At 53.2% G+C, this 17,416-nt stretch carries 20 protein-coding genes and 1 pseudogene; 11 read left to right on the top strand and 10 right to left on the bottom strand.

All coding sequences use genetic code 11. The features are described from left to right. Positions 1 to 152: 152 nt before the first annotated feature. The 3 genes from M2305_RS13620 to M2305_RS13610 all read left to right on the top strand — a co-directional run bounded on the left by M2305_RS13620 (position 153) and on the right by M2305_RS13610 (position 5,163). Positions 153 to 1,625 (top strand): aspartate ammonia-lyase, encoded by a 1,473-nt coding sequence (locus M2305_RS13620; RefSeq protein WP_264649655.1) that lies wholly within the window; start codon positions 153 to 155, stop codon positions 1,623 to 1,625. Between the two features lie 250 nt (positions 1,626 to 1,875). Further along, on the top strand, positions 1,876 to 4,443 hold the full coding sequence (locus M2305_RS13615) for a TonB-dependent receptor plug domain-containing protein (RefSeq protein ID WP_264649654.1): 2,568 nt from the start codon (positions 1,876 to 1,878) through the stop codon (positions 4,441 to 4,443). Between the two features lie 27 nt (positions 4,444 to 4,470). Then, complete coding sequence (locus M2305_RS13610) at positions 4,471 to 5,163, top strand: SDR family NAD(P)-dependent oxidoreductase (protein ID WP_264649653.1); 693 nt, start codon at positions 4,471 to 4,473, stop codon at positions 5,161 to 5,163. An 8-nt stretch (positions 5,164 to 5,171) separates the two neighbouring features. On the opposite strand, the gene M2305_RS13605 is transcribed toward M2305_RS13610, so the two are convergent. The 8 genes from M2305_RS13605 to M2305_RS13570 form a co-directional block, all read right to left on the bottom strand. Continuing rightward, positions 5,172 to 6,083, bottom strand: coding sequence for a LysR substrate-binding domain-containing protein (locus tag M2305_RS13605; RefSeq protein ID WP_264649652.1), 912 nt, complete (start codon positions 6,081 to 6,083; stop codon positions 5,172 to 5,174). A 5-nt stretch (positions 6,084 to 6,088) separates the two neighbouring features. Further along, positions 6,089 to 6,856: a LamB/YcsF family protein gene (locus M2305_RS13600; RefSeq protein ID WP_264649651.1), complete on the bottom strand. Its 768-nt coding sequence runs from the start codon at positions 6,854 to 6,856 to the stop codon at positions 6,089 to 6,091. A 34-nt stretch (positions 6,857 to 6,890) separates the two neighbouring features. Next, positions 6,891 to 7,343 (bottom strand): acetyl-CoA carboxylase biotin carboxyl carrier protein, encoded by a 453-nt coding sequence (locus tag M2305_RS13595; RefSeq protein WP_264649650.1) that lies wholly within the window; start codon positions 7,341 to 7,343, stop codon positions 6,891 to 6,893. Next, a complete protein-coding gene (gene accC, locus M2305_RS13590; protein ID WP_264649649.1) occupies positions 7,340 to 8,707 on the bottom strand; it encodes an acetyl-CoA carboxylase biotin carboxylase subunit in 1,368 nt (455 codons plus the stop codon). The genes M2305_RS13595 and accC overlap by 4 nt, the downstream gene beginning before the upstream one ends. Then, entirely contained in the window at positions 8,704 to 9,144 is a 441-nt protein-coding gene (locus tag M2305_RS13585) for an acetyl-CoA carboxylase biotin carboxyl carrier protein (protein ID WP_264649648.1), read from the bottom strand. The genes accC and M2305_RS13585 overlap by 4 nt, the downstream gene beginning before the upstream one ends. Before the next feature lie 8 nt (positions 9,145 to 9,152). After that, a complete protein-coding gene (locus M2305_RS13580; protein ID WP_264649647.1) occupies positions 9,153 to 9,908 on the bottom strand; it encodes an SDR family oxidoreductase in 756 nt (251 codons plus the stop codon). Between the two features lie 1,215 nt (positions 9,909 to 11,123). After that, positions 11,124 to 11,420 carry a S24 family peptidase gene (locus M2305_RS13575; RefSeq protein ID WP_264649646.1) on the bottom strand — a complete coding sequence of 99 codons (297 nt, stop codon included), beginning with the start codon at positions 11,418 to 11,420 and terminating at the stop codon, positions 11,124 to 11,126. Between the two features lie 28 nt (positions 11,421 to 11,448). After that, positions 11,449 to 11,691, bottom strand: a complete 243-nt coding sequence (locus M2305_RS13570) for a hypothetical protein (protein ID WP_264649645.1) — start codon at positions 11,689 to 11,691, stop codon at positions 11,449 to 11,451. Here M2305_RS13570 and M2305_RS16380 point away from each other — a divergent pair. From M2305_RS16380 to M2305_RS13550, 5 genes are all read left to right on the top strand, one after another. Continuing rightward, on the top strand, positions 11,669 to 11,929 hold the full coding sequence (locus tag M2305_RS16380) for a DNA-binding domain-containing protein (protein ID WP_408871496.1): 261 nt from the start codon (positions 11,669 to 11,671) through the stop codon (positions 11,927 to 11,929). The two genes, M2305_RS13570 and M2305_RS16380, sit on opposite strands and share 23 nt — an antisense overlap. A 153-nt stretch (positions 11,930 to 12,082) precedes the next feature. Further along, positions 12,083 to 12,355, top strand: coding sequence for a transposase domain-containing protein (locus M2305_RS16375; protein WP_408871495.1), 273 nt, complete (start codon positions 12,083 to 12,085; stop codon positions 12,353 to 12,355). Positions 12,356 to 12,474: 119 nt separating this feature from the next. Further along, positions 12,475 to 12,597, top strand: a complete 123-nt coding sequence (locus tag M2305_RS13560) for a hypothetical protein (protein WP_264649643.1) — start codon at positions 12,475 to 12,477, stop codon at positions 12,595 to 12,597. A gap of 201 nt (positions 12,598 to 12,798) precedes the next feature. Then, positions 12,799 to 12,933: a hypothetical protein gene (locus M2305_RS13555; protein ID WP_264649642.1), complete on the top strand. Its 135-nt coding sequence runs from the start codon at positions 12,799 to 12,801 to the stop codon at positions 12,931 to 12,933. Between the two features lie 48 nt (positions 12,934 to 12,981). Continuing rightward, entirely contained in the window at positions 12,982 to 13,209 is a 228-nt protein-coding gene (locus M2305_RS13550; protein ID WP_264649641.1) for an ATP-binding protein, read from the top strand. A gap of 47 nt (positions 13,210 to 13,256) precedes the next feature. Here M2305_RS13550 and M2305_RS13545 read toward each other — a convergent pair whose 3' ends face one another. Further along, complete coding sequence (locus M2305_RS13545) at positions 13,257 to 13,808, bottom strand: hypothetical protein (RefSeq protein WP_264649640.1); 552 nt, start codon at positions 13,806 to 13,808, stop codon at positions 13,257 to 13,259. Positions 13,809 to 14,081: 273 nt separating this feature from the next. Beyond that, positions 14,082 to 14,408 carry a hypothetical protein gene (locus M2305_RS13540; protein ID WP_264649639.1) on the bottom strand — a complete coding sequence of 109 codons (327 nt, stop codon included), beginning with the start codon at positions 14,406 to 14,408 and terminating at the stop codon, positions 14,082 to 14,084. Positions 14,409 to 14,620: 212 nt separating this feature from the next. Between M2305_RS13540 and M2305_RS16245 the strand changes: the two genes are divergently transcribed. The 3 genes and pseudogenes from M2305_RS16245 (at position 14,621) to M2305_RS13525 (ending at position 17,308) form a co-directional block, all read left to right on the top strand. After that, on the top strand, positions 14,621 to 15,775 hold the full coding sequence (locus tag M2305_RS16245; RefSeq protein WP_276556466.1) for a CatB-related O-acetyltransferase: 1,155 nt from the start codon (positions 14,621 to 14,623) through the stop codon (positions 15,773 to 15,775). A 167-nt stretch (positions 15,776 to 15,942) separates the two neighbouring features. Then, positions 15,943 to 16,140 carry a hypothetical protein gene (locus M2305_RS13530; protein WP_264649638.1) on the top strand — a complete coding sequence of 66 codons (198 nt, stop codon included), beginning with the start codon at positions 15,943 to 15,945 and terminating at the stop codon, positions 16,138 to 16,140. Positions 16,141 to 16,229: 89 nt separating this feature from the next. Beyond that, positions 16,230 to 17,308: pseudogene (locus tag M2305_RS13525) on the top strand (IS5 family transposase). Positions 17,309 to 17,416: the final 108 nt, after the last annotated feature.

The following is a 17,416-nucleotide window of genomic DNA, read 5'->3' as shown; positions in this document are numbered from 1 at the left end:
TATGAGCGCGATATTTGCTCAGGATATTACGGTTCCGGCACGGTATGGGCTGGGTGATGTTTTCAGAACCCCTGTCGCGAGCCGTGCCTGCCAGTTCCGAAATGCGGAGTCTGCATGGCGTTTCAATATCTGATGTAACCGGAAAAGCAGGCATGGATAATGCGGTGAATAACGGGCTGAAACGTCCGGCGCATGATGGTGGTAACGGGGTATTCCGTACGGAAAGAGACCTTCTGGGCCCCCGGGAAATTCCACAGAATGCCCGATGGGGGGTGCATACCTTGCGGGCACAGGAGAATTTTCCGATCAGTGGCATTCCTGTTGGAGACAATCCATTTCTTGTTAAAGGAATGGTTCTCGTCAAACAGGCCGCTGCCAGGACGAACAGCAGGCTCGGGGTTTTGGCGCCATGGAGGGCAGAGGCGATCGAGAGGGCCTCTCAGGAAATTCTCGATAATCCCGTTCTTTATGAAGAGTTTGTTGTTGATGTCATGCAGGGTGGAGCGGGGACCTCCACCAACATGAATGTCAACGAGGTCATTGCAAATGTAGGACTGGAGCTGTCTGGAAAAGAGCGTGGTGATTACACCGTGCTGCATCCGAACGATCATGTGAACATGATGCAGTCCACAAATGATTCCTATCCAACCGGATTGCGTGTCGCGGCTCTTCTGTGCCTGGAACCGCTATTGGTGGCACTGACGGATCTGGCAAAAAGTCTGCAAGCCAAAAGTGCCGAATTCAGGGATGTCCTGAAGCTTGGACGCACCCAGTTACGAGACGCTGTGCCCATGACGCTTGGCCAGGAATTTGGGGCGTTCAGCACCACGGTTCTGTCCGAAATTGCCAATCTGAAAAATGTGTCCGGGCAGTTGCTGTCGATCAATTTGGGTGGCACGGCAATCGGGACAGGTATCACTGCTCACCCTGAGTTTGGGCAGTTCGCAACGCAGGAATTAAGCCAGCTAACAGGCTATGAGTTCGAACGAGCCCCAGACCTAGTGGAAGCAACATCTGATGTTGGTGCTTTTGTCAGTCTATCAGGTGCTCTGAAACGGCTGTCCCTGAAGCTTTCAAAAATAGCGGGAGATCTTCGGCTGCTATCCAGTGGGCCTTGGGCGGGACTGGGAGAAATCTCTCTTCCTGCTGTGCAGGCTGGGTCTTCGATTATGCCCGGAAAGGTGAATCCGGTTATTCCGGAGGCTGTCAGTCAGGTGGCTTATCTGGTGTGTGGACACGATCTGACTGTCACCATGTGCGCGGAAGGTGGTCAGCTTCAGTTAAATCCATTTGAGCCCATGATTGCACATTGCCTTCTCTCATCAACGCACTGTCTCACTAATGCTGTGACGGTTTTGGCGACGCGCTGTGTGGATGGCATTGAAGCTGACCGGGAGCATTGCCGATCCAATGTTGAAGGCAGTGCGAGCATTATTACTGCACTTGTTCCGCGGCTTGGATATGAGGTGTGTTCCAGACTTGCAAAGCGCGCTGCTGTTGAAAAAAGAAAAATACTCGACCTTCTTCTGGAAGAGGACCTGCTACCCACAGAGGAGTTGGCGGAACTGCTACGTCCTGAGCGCCTGACAGGTGCAGCTTCAAGAGTCTCGGTGGATAGCCTGTAGTCATAGTTCGTGACAATGGGTCGAGATGAAAACAATATTGGCGGCCACCTTTACGAATACGCAACAATAATAGAGAGGCACCGGTCTGGTTGAGGAAACGCCACTTCATGATCCTCAGCCATCGCTGGTTGGCACACGCCACGGAGCTGCATTTGGGAAGGTTTTCCAGATGCAGTGCGCCGGCAGATCCCCCGCTGTGTTTACCGCCCGGTTCCAGGTGTTGTCGCCTGTAGAGATGGAGTAGCCGCCGATGAAAAAGCGTTTTCATATGACTGAGAAAAAACTGCTGCTGTGTACGACACTGTGCCTGTTCGGTTTTTCTGCCAATGAAGCAGTCTCAGCAACGACGACGACTACGACCAAGCATGCCGGAAAGGCAGTCAAGGCTGCCAAGCCTGTTGCGGCTCCGAAGAAAACGGCGATTCACGATATTGAAAACCATAAAAGCGAAGAGATCAGCGTTAAGGTAGAGCGCCGTGTTGGTCGATCGGTTCTCTCGCCGTCCACTCCGGCTCACAGCACGACGCAGGTGACCGTAGTCAGCGGGACCCAGCTTGCAGCGACGGGGCAGAGCAACCTGATGCAGGCGCTCTCACAGCTTTCTCCATCGGTGACATCTCCACCAATGCCGGGCGGCGGCAATAACGGCTTCACGCAGACCATGCAGCTTCGCGGCCTTTCTGCCGATCAGACGCTGATCCTCGTCAACGGGCACAGACGGCATATTGGTGCGAACTTCAACGCTCTTGTTGGGCCGCAATGGGGATCTGAACCGGCTGATATCGCTCTTATTCCCATCAGCGCGGTCGATCATGTGGAAATCATTACGGAAGGCGCAACGGCGCTTTACGGTCAGGATGCGATGGCGGGTGCCGTTAATATCGTTCTGAAATCTGCAACACACGGCGGCTCCATCAATTTCAAGAACAGCGGCTTCTATGCGGGCGACGGGCAGAACATTGACGGTTCCGCCAATCTTGCTTTTGCCCTTGGAAAGCAGGGTGGTTATCTGGATCTGGCGGCCCAGGTCATGCATCAGCTCCCGGCCTCGCGGAATGGCGATTACATCAATCCAAGCCGTGCTCCGAACGATTTTTATTATGCGCTGCCTAATGGCAGCGTAGATCCGCGTTCCAATCGAAGCCGTGATGTTCAGCGATCGAACTCGCTTTCAAAGCGCACTGCGGAAACGTTATCAGCCAATATGAGTGTTCCGTTGACGGAACATATTGACCTGTATTCGACGTCTACTTACGCGCACCGAAAAGTCTCCGTGGGGCAGACCTATCGCTCTGCAGCCGATGATCTGACGGTGACGTCGCTGTGGCCAGACGGAATGCAACCCTATTACGACATGACTGAAAATGACTTTGAGGTCGATAATGGCTTCAAAGGTCATACATTCGGCTTTTCCTGGGACACATACGTCAATTACGGTAAAGACCTTCAGTCGTATGACATGCGTGATACGGACAATGCGTCTTACGGAGACGCCAGTAAGACCAAATTCTATACAGGTTCAGCCACAGCCAGCGAGTTGACTGCCGGCTTCCGGGCATCACGTAATTTCGATGTCGATTTTCTACCAAAACCTGTCAATCTGGAATTCGGAGCAGAATATCGTCGTGATACATTCACACTTGGCGCGGGTGAGTATGAATCCTACGGGGATGGTGGAGTACCGATCCTGACGGGGCCAGATGCAGGAATGACAGCGACGCCGGGTGCAGCGACCCATGCAGGTAATCCGGCGTCTGTTGCCGGGAAATACACCCGCGATGTCTATGATGGACACGTCAATCTGGACTTCTTTGTGACCCGTAAATGGGAATGGACTCTTGGCGGCCGAACTGTCGCCTATCACAACTATCCTGTTGTCACGACTGGCTCCATCGGAACGCGCTATAATTTCAATAAGAAATGGGCAATCCGCGCTAATATCAATACGGGTTACCGTCCGCCCACGCTTGGCCAGACCTATTATTACTACAGTTCACCAAGCGCGACATACTCCACACTGTCGTTGCCAAATAACAGCCCGGCAGCGCGTTCTCTTGGTGCCGGCCCTCTCAAGGGAGAGTACTCCCGCAGCTACAGCATCGGTGTTGATGCGACGCCGATCACCAACATGCACCTGACCGGCAACCTGTATTACATTGCCATTAACGACAGGCTTGCCAGTACGCCGACCCTTGGTGGCTCTTACGTTGCGAGCACTCTGGCCGCAAATAATCTCGGAAATGCGACTTACGCATCCTACTATGCCAACCCGGTCAACACGAACACCTGGGGCGGCGACCTGGCGCTGGATTACACCTGGCGCACGCAGTGGTATGGAACATTCCGTTTTGGAATCGGTATCAACTTCTCCGATAACGAAATCCGCAGCTACAACAAGACGCCTGCTGTGTTGCAGGCTAATAATATTGCCTATTTTAACTCTTACGCTGTGGCCGAACTGCTCCATGCATCGCCCAAGAACCGCGAAAATCTCACCGTCAACTGGACGAAAGGCAAGTGGTCTGCGAAGGTTGAGGAACTGCGTTATGGCTCCTCCGTCTTTATTGCTGCCCCAAGCCTGACCACCAACCTGTGGACGGTTCAGAACCCGGCGATCATCACGAATCTTGAGGTCGGCTACAAGATCGTTCCTTGGTGGAATGTCACGATCGGCGCCAACAATGTGGGCAACAAATACCCGACCCGTGTAAAGGCAGCGTCTACCGCGTCCAGCTTCAACATGTACAAATACGCTGCATTCTCTCCTTACGGATATTTCGGCGGTATGTACTACGTCTCTACGTCCATGAATTTCTGAGCAGATCATAAGCGAAAGGGCGCTAACATGCTTGCAACATTCGGACGTGTCATCATGGTTTCGGGGGCCTCCCGAGGAATTGGCGCAGCAGTCTGTACGCGCCTTCTGGAAGCGGGGTTCAAGGTTTCTGGGGGGATGCGCTCCCCTGATACCGCGGTGGAGCACCCTAACTTCCTTCCATGCACCTACGACGCTGAATCCCTTGAAGCTGCGTCAAGCTGGGTACAGACGACGGTTGAGCATTTTGGTCGGATCGATGCGGTGGTCAACATCGCTGGGATCAATCCACGTGTCACTGTAGAGCACGGGGATGAAGACAAGCTCGATCAGATGTGGCGGGTGAACGTGAAAGGCCCTTTACGCCTTGTTCGTGCGGCACTTCCTCATCTGAAGGCTGCCGGAACTGGGCGTGTGATCAATCTGGCGTCGCTTGCCGGAAAGCGGGTGGGGACGAATGTCGGATATGCGATGACGAAGTTTGCGCTCGTCGCTCTGACGCACGGAATCAGGCAGGAGTTCTGGAATGACGGAATTCGGGCCTGTGCCGTGTGCCCTGGTTATGTCGCAACCGACATGACAGCCCACGAAACGGAAGTGGCTGCGCCAGACATGACGCAGCCCGAAGATCTGGCGGAAATTGTCGAGACCGTCCTGCGGCTGCCGAATTCAGCATCTCTGTCTGAAATTCTGATCAACTGCCGCAAGGAAGGGATGCTGTAGCCTCTGGGTCAGGTGGCAGATGCACCATGCAGGTTCATTGTCTCTTCCCGCAGGATTTCGATGACGGCTGTTGCTGCGACAGAGTGCGTGGCATCATCCTTCAGGCATAGGGAAATCGGCGCAATGATCTCCGGCTCTGTCAGCGTGCGCACTGTAACGGGGAAGACGCGTTGCAGTTCAAGCGCCACCGGAAGCGGTAGAATTGTGATGCCCAGCCCTTCGGCGAGGGCCTCGCCCAATGTGGAAAGCGATTCGAGTTCGGCAATGATATGGGGGCTGAAACCGCAGTCCCGACAGGCTTTCTCAATACGGGCTCGAGGATAGGTTGAACGTACGGGGAGAAACATTTCCCTGTCCGCGAGGGCAGCCAGAGGAATGGCATCATTTCCTATAGGGAAAAACTCTTCCAGCCCGACGACGCACCATTGCTCGGTGGCAATAGTCTCAAAAGAAAGACCTCGGATTGGTCCGACATCGTAAAGAACGGCGACATGCATCGCATCTTTCATGATGAGCTCTGTCAAGGCAGGGCCAAAATGTTCCCTGATATGCAGAATGACATTTGGATATTTTTCCCGAACCTTCCGCAGAAGAGGGAGGGCGAGGGAGGTGGCGCTGCTGGAAGGCGCCAGCCCGACACAGACTTCACCTGAAACAACAAGTTCCGGTTCAGAAACACTTCTGCGTGCTTCTGCTTCCTGCCGGAGCATGATGTGCGCATGATGGTACAAGGCGCGCCCGGCAGGTGTGAGGCTGACGCCACGCGGACTACGAATGAGGAGTTTCTGCCGGAATTCCCCCTCCAGGGCTACCATCTGCTGGCTCAGGGCAGGTTGAGCGATGTGGAGCAGACTGGCCGCACGCGTCACGCTTCCAACGTCCACAACCTTGATGAATGCCGCGAGACGCCTTGTGTCCATGGAGATCAGCCTAGCAGAACATGGGCAGGAACAATTTCACCGCCGCCACTTTCGATCTCTGACCTTATGACACGGGCCAGCTCTACGGAACCAGGTGTATCGCTGTGAACGAGAATGGACGAGGCTTTGATCTGGCGCGTTTCACCCTCGATCGTCGTGATGGTGCCACTGTCCAGAAATTGACGAACCCTGTCCCGCAGTTGCGCATGATCGTGGATGACCGCGCTTTCGCGTCCGCGTGGAACCAGATTGCCTTTTACGTCATAAGCCCGGTCGGCCAGAAAGATTGGCAGAACCCGCAGACCTGCTTTTTCTGCTGCGCGGCCAACGGGCTGATCCGGCATGGAGAAGAAGATCAGGTTACGGTCCATCGTGGCAATGACCTTGGCAAGCCGCTCTGCGAGGGCTTCGTCTGCATTGATCGCATTCCCAAAGGCCGCATGGTACGAAACATGCGTAACGCGGGAACCGTATCGGGATGCGACGCCCTGCAGGGCTCCGATCTGATAGGCCAGAATGGCTTCCATTTCCTTGGGAGAAAGCTGCATGAAGCGGCGGCCAAAACCGGTCAGGTCCGGAAAGCCCGGATGTGCTCCGATGCCGACACCCCGTTCGACGGCCATGCGAACCGTGTGATCCATGATCGAAGGGTCTCCGGCATGGAAGCCGCAGGCAATATTTGCGGAGGAAATGACGTCCAGAAGGCCGTTATCATCGGCCACTTTCCACCGGCCGTATCCTTCACCGAGGTCCGAGTTCAGGTCGATCTTCATTCATTCCTCCTGGATGGGTTTCAGCCGTAATTTTTCAGTCGTGACTTGGGATGAGCGTGAGAATGGTCGTTCCGTAGCCCGTCAGATCGCCAGTCTGTGCCAGAATCTCTGCAACCGTTCCGGCACAGGGGGCTGTCACGCTGATCTGCATGGGGCCAATCGAGAGAAGGGCAACAGTCTCCCCAGCCGTGACGGCGCTGCCCACAGGGGCCAGTGGCGCATTTTGCATGGGGCGCAGGAGCGACAGGACACCGAAATAGGGGCTCTGCACGCCAACAGGTTCATTCCCTTTGGGACGCGGTGCGGGCGCCTGCAATGCCGTTGTTGCAGGAACGGAGACGAGGCTCAGAACGACTTTGAAAGAACGCTCCCCCGCAGTTACTTCCAGGCTGTCCAGCCCCGCGTTTCGGAGCCAGCCGATGATCTGCGCTGTTTCACCCGCAGTCGGGATCTGGAATGACGCGAAGTCATTTTGCAGGGTCGTCATGATTCTTCGCGTGTCCTGAGCCAGCTCTCCAGGAAATGGATGTCGACGCTGCCCTCACGGAAGGCAGGTTCGGCAACAATGTCCTGATGAAGGGAAAGGTTGGTCGTCACGCCCTCGACGCGCATTTCGGCAAGGGCAATTTCCAGCCGTGCGAGAGCCTCTGCCCGCGTTTCCCCATGAACGATGATCTTTCCGATCATCGAGTCATAATGAGGGGGAATGGTATAGCCCGCCGTGACATGCGTATCGACGCGCACACCCGGGCCACCCGGAAGATCCCATCTTGAGATGAGACCAGGAGAGGGGCGGAACGTCCGAGGGTCTTCCGCATTGATGCGACACTCAAAAGCATGCCCGCGTGTTACGATATTCTTCTGACGCAAATTCAGCTTTGCGCCGTGTGCGATACGAAGCTGCTCGCGGACAATGTCGATGCCGGTTGTCTCTTCGGTAATCGGATGCTCAACCTGAACGCGTGTGTTCATTTCGATAAAGGCAAAGAGACCGTCTTCGTACAGGAACTCGAACGTGCCAGCGCCGCGATAACCGATCCGGTGGCAGGCTTCGGCACAGAGCGTTCCGATCCGGGCGATGTCTTCTGCCGGTATGTCGCAGGGGGGCGCTTCTTCCAGCACTTTTTGGTGACGTCGCTGAAGAGAGCAGTCCCGTGCGCCAAGCCACAGGGCCGTTCCATGCGTATCGCAGAGCATCTGGATCTCAATGTGCCGCGGCTTCTGCATGAATTTTTCGAGGTAAAGGGTTCCGTTTCCGAAAGCCTGCCGTGCTTCATGGGCTGTCAGACTGACGGCTTCAGCCAGTTCGTCAGCAGACCAGACAACGCGCATGCCTTTGCCGCCGCCGCCGCCCGTTGCTTTCACAATCACCGGATAGCCCACGGAGTCCGCAATGGCCGCAACGTCTTCAATTGCTTCGGGGAGGGAACCATCAGACCCTGGAACGCAGGGCACACCCGCTTCAAGCATGGTCCGCTTGGCGGAAATCTTGTCACCCATGATACGGATGGATTGCGCGGTCGGGCCCACGAAAATCAGGCCCGCAGCCTCCACCGCTTCTGCAAAGTCAGCATTTTCGGACAGAAAGCCATAGCCGGGATGAATGGCAGTGGCACCCGTTACGCGTGCGGCCAGCAGAAGCCGTTCCTGATCAAGATAGCTCTTTGTAGCGGATGCAGGCCCAATGCAGAGTGCGATATCCGCTTCCTGAACGTGGCGACTCTCACGGTCAGCTTCTGAAAAGACCGCAACTGTTTCAAGTTTCAGAGCTCGGCACGCACGTTGAATACGCAGGGCAATTTCACCGCGATTGGCAATCAGCACACGGCCTGTGATCTGGGGCGCACTCATTGAAGGCGCAGGAGAGGTGCGCCAGCATCCACCTCCTCTCCATCTGAGGCCAATAGTTCCATGATAGTCCCGGAGGCGTCTGCCTCAATGGCACTGAAGACTTTCATTGATTCCATGAGGCCGACCTGCTGCCCTTTTTCAACCTTGTCTCCCACAGTGACAAAAGGGGGAGATCCAGGGGCCGGGCGTTGATGGAAAATGCCGTATGCCGGTGCGGAAATGAGATGCTCGGACGGACGGACATCTTCCACAATCGTGGAAGAGGAGGCTGATATGGCCTGAATGGCCGCCGGGCTCTGGTCCTGTGGAAGGGGAGCGGACGGCACGGCAACGGCTGGACTGCGGGAAAGGCGGATGTAAATTTCGCCATCCCTCAACTCCATCTCGGCAACACCGGAGCGCCCTGCAAGCTCAATCGCCTCCCGGATGCGGTCCATCCATGACATCATTCTTTGGGTGTCGTTCTTTTGGCGAAGTTCAGACCACCCACGACCTGTGTCGTTGGCAGGACTTCCATGAAGCTGACATTCATGCGCTGCGGAGCCGTCACGGCAAACGCAACGGAATTGGCGATGTCGATTGGAAGAAGAGAGTCGTATTCATCAAAGAACCGGCGCTTGGCTTCTTTCATATTACCGATCAGGCGACCGAAGACTTCCGTTTCCACCCGCGCCGGTGAAATCTCGGTGACGCGGATATGAGATCCATACAGGTCACAGCGGAGCTGCGTGGACAGGGAATGAACACCCGCTTTGGTAGCATGATAAACGGTATTGCCCCCCGCGAATGCATAATGACCGGCAATGGAGCTGATGTTGACGATATGACCGCGATCGCGCTCCACCATGCCCGGCACAATCAAATGCGTCAGTTGCAGCACGGCACGCAGATTGACGTCTACCAGACTGTCAATGTCTTCACGTGTCGTCTTGGCGATGTTGCCGGTGCGGGACTGGCCGGCGTTGTTCACGAGAACATCGAAGGGGATTTCCTGCGTGAGCCGTGCCAGGGCGTCATAATCCTCGACGCTGATGGCGTGGGGAATGCATCCCGTTTTCTCTGCCAGTTCAGCAAGGCGGCCGGCATCGCGCGCTATCGCATGAACTTCCAGACCACTGTCCCGAAGACGTGCGACAATGGCGGCTCCAATACCGGAGGATGCTCCTGTGACAAGTGCTGTACGGTAGGGAAAATCACTCATGATTGGCTGCCATCTGTTACAAAGGAAGAGCTATTTGCTCTTTCATTCGGACATATCAATGTGCTTTGAAAAACATGATAGTTCCGTAACAAAAACCGATCCAACAGAACTTCGCTCTTGGGTCATAAGAATGTGTTATGACCCATCTTTTAGTGATTAGAAAAAAAGAGAATTAGGCTTAGGCTTAGGCTTAGGCTTAAAACCCACTGGTTTGAGTGCGGCAATCTGAGTGTGAAGGGTAAAATAGTTTGGAACTAAAGGATATCCGAGATGATGTGGGATTTCCAAGGATTCAGTGGGATGGAAAACCTAGGCAGGCCACTGGATGAAGGGCCGTCTAGAAGATATCCACAGACCGTAGAGAGGCTTAGTGAGCAGTTTGCAAATTTTGGTAAAACGATCAAAAGGAAAGCGAAATCTGGCACTCTTCCGCATTTGTCTAAAAGGCGTCTTAAGCTCCTCTTAAACAAGAGCTAGTCAATGAAGCGTCAGCCCGTACAACGATTATTAGAAGAACGCTGATACCTCCTAGCAGGGCGGTGATCACGCTAATCCTTACGTAGGGCTGCCGCCAGTTCGGAAGTTTCTTCTCCAGCAGATCCAATCGGCCTTGCAGATTTGCCGTTGCGGCGTTCGACGCTGCAATTTGGGCGTGTATGCTCGCCTGAAGGCCGATAATATTAGCAGTCATATTCTGACGAAGAATATTGATACTGGCAATCATAGTCGTGTTCGCCGTAGTCACCGTATTTGACAAGCTTATCCAGCTTCGCGTCCGTTTTGTTGGCGCGTTTATCGAGTTGATCTAGGCGATATTTGATCAGGTCCGTACCGCCATTATCGCCGCCACTGCCTGTTGGTTCAACTTGAATTTAAGGGGTTGGATTAGAGCTAGAGATACGAAGGCAGAGGAAGTTTCTGCGGTTATCTTCAAGGGCGGGTGCAGTATTACTCACCTTCAATACGAATTTCTGCATTTAACTGAAAATAAATCCCCTTTATTTATTTCATTAATACGGAGAAAATCGGCCCTTTCTGCTTTGAAAATTCTTGGAAGATGTGATTTCTGTCTATAAATTCGATTACAGAGCGCGTCATGTCCGTTAATATTACCGCCTGTGAGGATGCAACGAGCGTCAATCGGATTAGACGCTCATCGGTCGACATCTTTACGAACCGTTTCTGCTCTTCATTAGTTATGACAGGTCATTCCTGTCAGAGGGAGCCGGTTTTGTATAGAATTCGGCCCATTATCTGGATTGATGCGACGTATTTCTTTCGGGCCATATCGGTTAGCCCGTTCACCAGATAACTCTTCCGATGACCTTCAACGGCGCTTTCTCCGTCTACCCAGAGGTGGCGTGCTGCTTCGGCCTTTATGATGCGGAGCTTGAAGCGTGGGTTATCGCTGGCCGCCTCAATGTTTCCGTCTATATGGCGGTTAAGGCGTTTGACCAGAACTTCATTGTAGGCGCGAATGGCATAGACGCTTCCAGACACAATGGGCTGCATCTGAGTGTTTACCAGGATCCTGTCGCCGTCAGACAGGGGTCATGCAATCGCCAGAGACGTCTATGGCGATCAGGTGCGGTGCTACCGCTAGAATTTCTGTGGGAAGCAGAAAGCGAGACAGAGCCAGGAATGATGGCAGAATTTTAACTTTGTAGTTAGCTGCTGCCCCATGACCTGCGGATAGCCCGACGTCATATCGTGGAAATTCAACGACATCAGTGAGCGCGCCTCGCCTGTATCCCTTTCCAATGATCGCATCTAGTCCGCGCATGACAAGAGGATGCGTTAGGGTGGCGAGGTTTGCGCCGCACTGGTGCACATCTGCGAGTGTGGTTTCCGAGTGTCCACAAGAGGCTTGGGATATTCTGCTGGCGGATTATCTGCGGTTGGAAGCCCCACGTTTTGCGGCCTGTTACCGGCGGCCGGAGAAGGTTGCCGAGCAGCAAGACACTGTTGAACCGGATGAAGCAGTTTCCGGCGGAGCTTCTGGTTCTGGCCCGTGCGTGTGAGGAGAAACTGAAGCTAATGTATCCGGCGCATAAGCGTGATCATGAGGTGTTTGATGCGCTGGAAACCGTGAACTCGGACGGTCATAAGTTCGATGTGTTTGTGAAGTGGCCAGTAGGCGATGAAGAGCAGATTGTACGTCCTAGTATGATGGTATTCAGGATATTTTCTCCGGGAAAATCCTGTCCTCGCGGATCGACATTTCCAAGAACAAGAAAGCGGTTCGGCTGGCGTTCGAGGAAATGGTGGAGCGGTATGGGATACCGAAGCACTGTTTCCGCGATTACGGAAGCAACTTTGCGTCGAAGTGGCTGGCTGGCGACGTGCCGAACCGATACCGGTTCAAGAAGAAGAGCCAATTGCTATCCTTTCGTAGCTTGGGTTTCAGGTGCACTGGGCAAAGCCGTGTAGGGAGCGTTCGAAACTGATCGAGCGCGCGAGGCGTGATCTGGCGAGACATCCGCGTTTTGCTGGGGCCTATCCGGGCAACACGGTTCTGGCTAAGCCTAAGAACTATGAATCGCTGGAGGTGAAGGTGGTTCACCCGTTGCGGTCTCGCCCTCTTATCTCCGGGGCGAACGCTCTGGCGCTCGATTTTGACGAAGATGCGGAACTGGAACGCGAGGCCGAAGAAATGGCCGAGGTCATGCAGTTGCGAGACTATTTCTAATTCACTGACGAATGATGCCTGAAGGCAAGTTCTTCTTGTTGTGAAGTAAAGCGATAATAAAAAATGTCTGAGACGCCTATTAGCGCCACTTCTTGGGCGACGAACAGGACGACTTCGTCCCGGTGCCAGATCTGGTTGACCGGTTTCGGGCGGAAATGCAGGCAGGCGCAGGGCCTGACCGTAAAGCAGGCCGCATAGGCATTGGGCATTGCCAAGGGCACGCTGCATGCGTGGCTGGCCCGGACATATACCGGTGTGGTTGCGAACATTGATAATCTGGCTGTAGACATGCAGCACAAAGACGCGCGTGCGCAAGCAGATGGCGCGCACCCCTGATGTAATCATGACGCTGTCTGCGTCTAAATTTTGACGGCAATTACGTCAATGTGGTTTCCTACGGCTGTTTTGCGGCAGCTGGCGGAACTGGTGGGCGCTACAGAGAAGCGCGGGACCCGGATGATGGCATCCACCCTGAACCGAGTACGGGATACGCCGGGACTGCTGATCATTGATGAAGCGCAGAACTTTACGACGGAAGCGATTGATCTGCTGCGAACGATCAATTATCCAGCGATAACTTGGGATTATCTTCATGGAAAATACCCCCCCTGAAGGGGCACATTGAGGGCCTAAGGCGCATCACATTTCATGCGCAGATCTTATCCCGTATCGGCACGCGCAAGAACTGTGCCCGTCCGCAAATTAGCAACATGAACTTGATGCTGGATGCCTGAGGCATTGAGGACAAAGACCTGCGGAAGGTGGGCTGATGGATTGCCGGACAGCCCGGCGGGTTGCTCGTCATGAACGTAGGACGTGCCATCATAGACGCCCAGCTTGCTGTCTTCATTGATGCCACTGATGGTCGAGACGGACCCAACTGTCAGAAGCTGAATGCGTTCACCCGATGCCGCGTTCATTCCAGCCCATCGGCCAACACCAGAGCCGTAAAAGTGCCGGAAGCAAGAGAAACAGCAGTGTTCTTCAGTGACCTGGTAGCCGACGATGAGAGCGCGAGAAAGAACACCAGCGTCATGCTTGCGGCCCTCGGTAATCGGAACCGTGGTCACAACCGACGCGCCTGCGACAGTCGTCGTGACGTCAAAGGCGGGCCCCGTGAAGGCAGCGACAACCGCATCCACGCGCCAGGCACCGACAAGATCAGTCCCGAACACATCCTCCGGGCAAGCCGGTGCGACGTCAGATCCCACACTGCACCGCCTGCAACATTGCGCAAGCGGGTGTAGAACTGCTCTTCCGCCTGCCAGATATCATTCGGGGAATAGCCAACAACGCTGTCATCGAGATAGGCGGGAGCACATTTGACGACATCAAGTGCCAGAACATTCCCGGTCGCAGGAATAGCCTCCATGAATGTCAGACTGGATTGATTGTTGATTGTCCAACGCCTGACGCTTGGTTAGCCATAGGCCGTCCTCAAAAATCTCTGGATTGATGCCTGTCATTTCTGCACGGCCTTTCCATCAACGATGGGAAAACCATGCGTCTGACAGGCAGCGAGCGACGACGCCCGTTCCCGCGCCGGATGGCTCAATCGGCGTCCGGCCATCAGTGGCAAGCGCGAGGGCGCCGTCCGTACAGGTCGAAGGCAGAGAGGCGACCAGGAAAGTCTGGCCGACAGCAAGCGTGACAAGGGGGGTGGCCGAAACGCCAGCACGTTTTCCATATATAAACAGCTCGGCCGGATTAGCGGCCTGCGTTTGCGCAAAAGCGGACGGGGCGAGAAAAAGAGAGCAACAGGGGGCGACATTTCGGAGTACGAATTGTGCCGCCAGCGCGACGCACGTCATGTTAAGAGGATAGCGGATGTGAGGTTGTCAGTACAAAGGGAAAGGCAGAAAATTCGCAACATTCCCTTTCGGATCCCAAAATGAAGTAGCTGCAAAAAAGTCTTAAAAGCAGCTGCATATTTCATATTTTCGGACCTAGTCTTCTCGATATGACGTGATAAGAATTAATTGTAAGAAAAAGATACGAATCGTTATAAAATACTGGAGAAAATATGATTACCCAAAATGGCGACTCCGAAGAAGAAATGACTACAAATCATTCAGAAAAATCAGATATAGAGATAGAAGAAGAATCTGAGGCAGGAATACTAAAAAAATTAATCGACGAAACTGTATGGCTCTACGGTACTTCATCCGGACACACTTTCGGTTCTTTTTTCAAGTTCAATGAAAATGGCACCATCACGGGATATCAACACCCAATTGAAACTTCTTGGGGAATAAAAAACGGAAAAATTGCTATTTTTAGCAACCGTGGCGAGACAAGCATTATTTTAGACGTTCTTATAGAAAGCGGCTCTATAGTAGAGCTTTCTGGAAAGTTTTTGTTACATGACGAAGGTAAAGAACTAAGAATATTCAGAAGATCTGAACACATCATGAATCATTACCCTGTAATGATATCATGGACAAAAGAAATGGAAGATTTTTGTTTAGAAAAAAGAATATTCCTAGCACCAGGATTTAATATTCGCGGTGTAATACCTTTTGGAACCAGCATTAAGTTTGATCACAAAATCCTTGTAGAGCCCTATGCTTCTCTCCCACGAGATGGTTTTTGCAGTATGGGAGCATTCTCTTACACCGAAAGTAAACTTGCCCAGAACTTCATTATAGGGCGATATTGCAGCGTAGCTGAGCGTGTCAGGCGAATGGGGGATGATCATCCGTCGAAGCGTTTAACTACAAGTACTTTTACATATGGTACTATCTGGGAAAAACTTGCTCGAGAGGACTTCGGGGCAGATTTTAAAATAGAAGACTACCCTGTTGAGCATCCCATTTGTGCTAGAATTGAAAATGATGTTTGGATAGGTTCAGGCGTATCAATTAGAGACGGTGTGACGATTGGGACAGGAGCAATCGTTGCCTCAGGAGCAGTGATTACAAGGGACGTTCCTCCTTACGCAGTGGTTGGTGGTGTTCCCGCTAGAATTATCAAAATGCGTTTCTCAGATCCGCTGATCGAACGCCTCCTCGCTTCCAAATGGTGGGAATATAAATTTACAGATATTCCTACATGTTGGTCTGATGTCCCGCAGACTTTAGACGAATTAGAAGAAAAAATAGTTAAAGGCGAAATCGAAAGATTTCTTCCTGAGGAAATCGATTTGGTAAGCGAATTTGTGCGAATATCATTAGCCTGACGGTTAATTGACCTGACTTCGACCTGTTTGATAACGCAGTGCAATGAAAAAATGTTTTCCAACAAGCATAGAATTGCGATAATCCTCGTATGATGTTCCTCTATCTCGGCGTGGCTGCGGCCTGGTGCTTCTTCTAGGTGAAGGGGAGGCTTTGGGCGGCGCTTCCGGTGCCTGTGTTTCTTGCAGTAGCCACGGTAGCCACATACGATGATGTCATTTTGCATCACGTAGAATACGGTGCTGACCATTGGACAAGCATTGTTCTACTGGCCATCGCATTTTTCGTGCCCTACGCCATCCACCGATACCGCGCTGAAAAGGCGGACCGGCTTTTGAACGGTATTCGGTTCAATTACCGCGACTGACCTAACAGGTGGAGGGTTCGAAAAACCAACTAGTTTTGGGTCTCTCTGTATGATTCCATTCCTCATGTCGTGATTTGGGGGATTGGTTCATGAACCAGCCGGGTTTCTTTGATGTTGAAGAGCGTCTGGCTCGCCTGAGCGGGCTTGGCAATCAACTTGAGGCGTTTTCCGGGACTGTGGATTTTGAAGTGTTCCGCCCTGATCTGGACAAGGCCCTGTCCTATTCAGACGGGCGCAAGGGTGGACGTCCGCCGTTTGATCTGTTGCTGATGTTCAAGATTCTGGTGATCCAGACACTCAACAATCTGTCCGACGAACGGACAGAATACCTGATCAACGATCGTCTCTCCTTCATGCGTTTTCTTGGCCTGGGACTGTCTGACCGCGTGCCGGATGCCAAAACCGTCTGGCTGTTCCGGGAGCGTCTGACACAGGTGGGAGCAATTGATGTTTTGTTCAACCGCTTTGATGCGGCCCTGCGGAATGCCGGTTACCTGCCGATGTCAGGCCAGATCCTGGACGCAACATTGGTAGCGGCTCCAAAGCAGCGTAACACCAATGCTGAGAAATCGGATATGCGAGAAGGTCGGATCCCTCAGGACTGGCAGGACAAGCCGTCAAAGCTGTCTCACAAGGACCGTCATGCACGATGGACACTGAAGTTCACGAAAGCCAAGCGCCAGGATGACGGGAATATGCCCGCAACAGATCTGGCCATCCCGTTCTTTGGCTACAAGTCGCATATTTCCATCGACCGAAAATTCCGGCTGATCCGTAAATGGAAGGCGACCGATGCCGCGGCCAGCGATGGTGCCAGACTACGCGAGGGCCTGCTGGATAAAACCAATATGGCATCAACAGTCTGGGCTGATACAGCCTACCGCTCAAAAGCCAATGAGGACTTCATGGAAAAGCAGGGCTTTGTTTCGAAGGTTCACAGGAAGAAGCCTCATCTCAAACCCATGCCCGGCATATGCAGCGGTTCAACGCCGGGAAGTCGGTGATCCGATCCCGTGTCGAGCATGTCTTTGCTGATCAGAAATCGCAGACAGGACTGTTCGTCCGAACCGTAGGCATAACGCGAGCCACCATGAGGATCGGGCTGGCCAATATCGTCTATAATATGCGTCGCTTTCTCCTCCTGGAGCGGATTAACGCCGCCTCGTAGCAACCCAGAGCATGAAACCCTCGCTCTGCTCAAATCGCAGAGCGAAAATCAGGCTAAGGAACCAGAAATCAACACGTCAAAAATCTGAAATCAGGCGCAAGAGCAGTC

The sequence above is a fragment of the Gluconobacter cerinus genome (genome assembly GCF_025961355.1).
GTDB lineage: Bacteria > Pseudomonadota > Alphaproteobacteria > Acetobacterales > Acetobacteraceae > Gluconobacter > Gluconobacter cerinus.
This window is presented reverse-complemented; position numbering and strand designations above follow the sequence as displayed.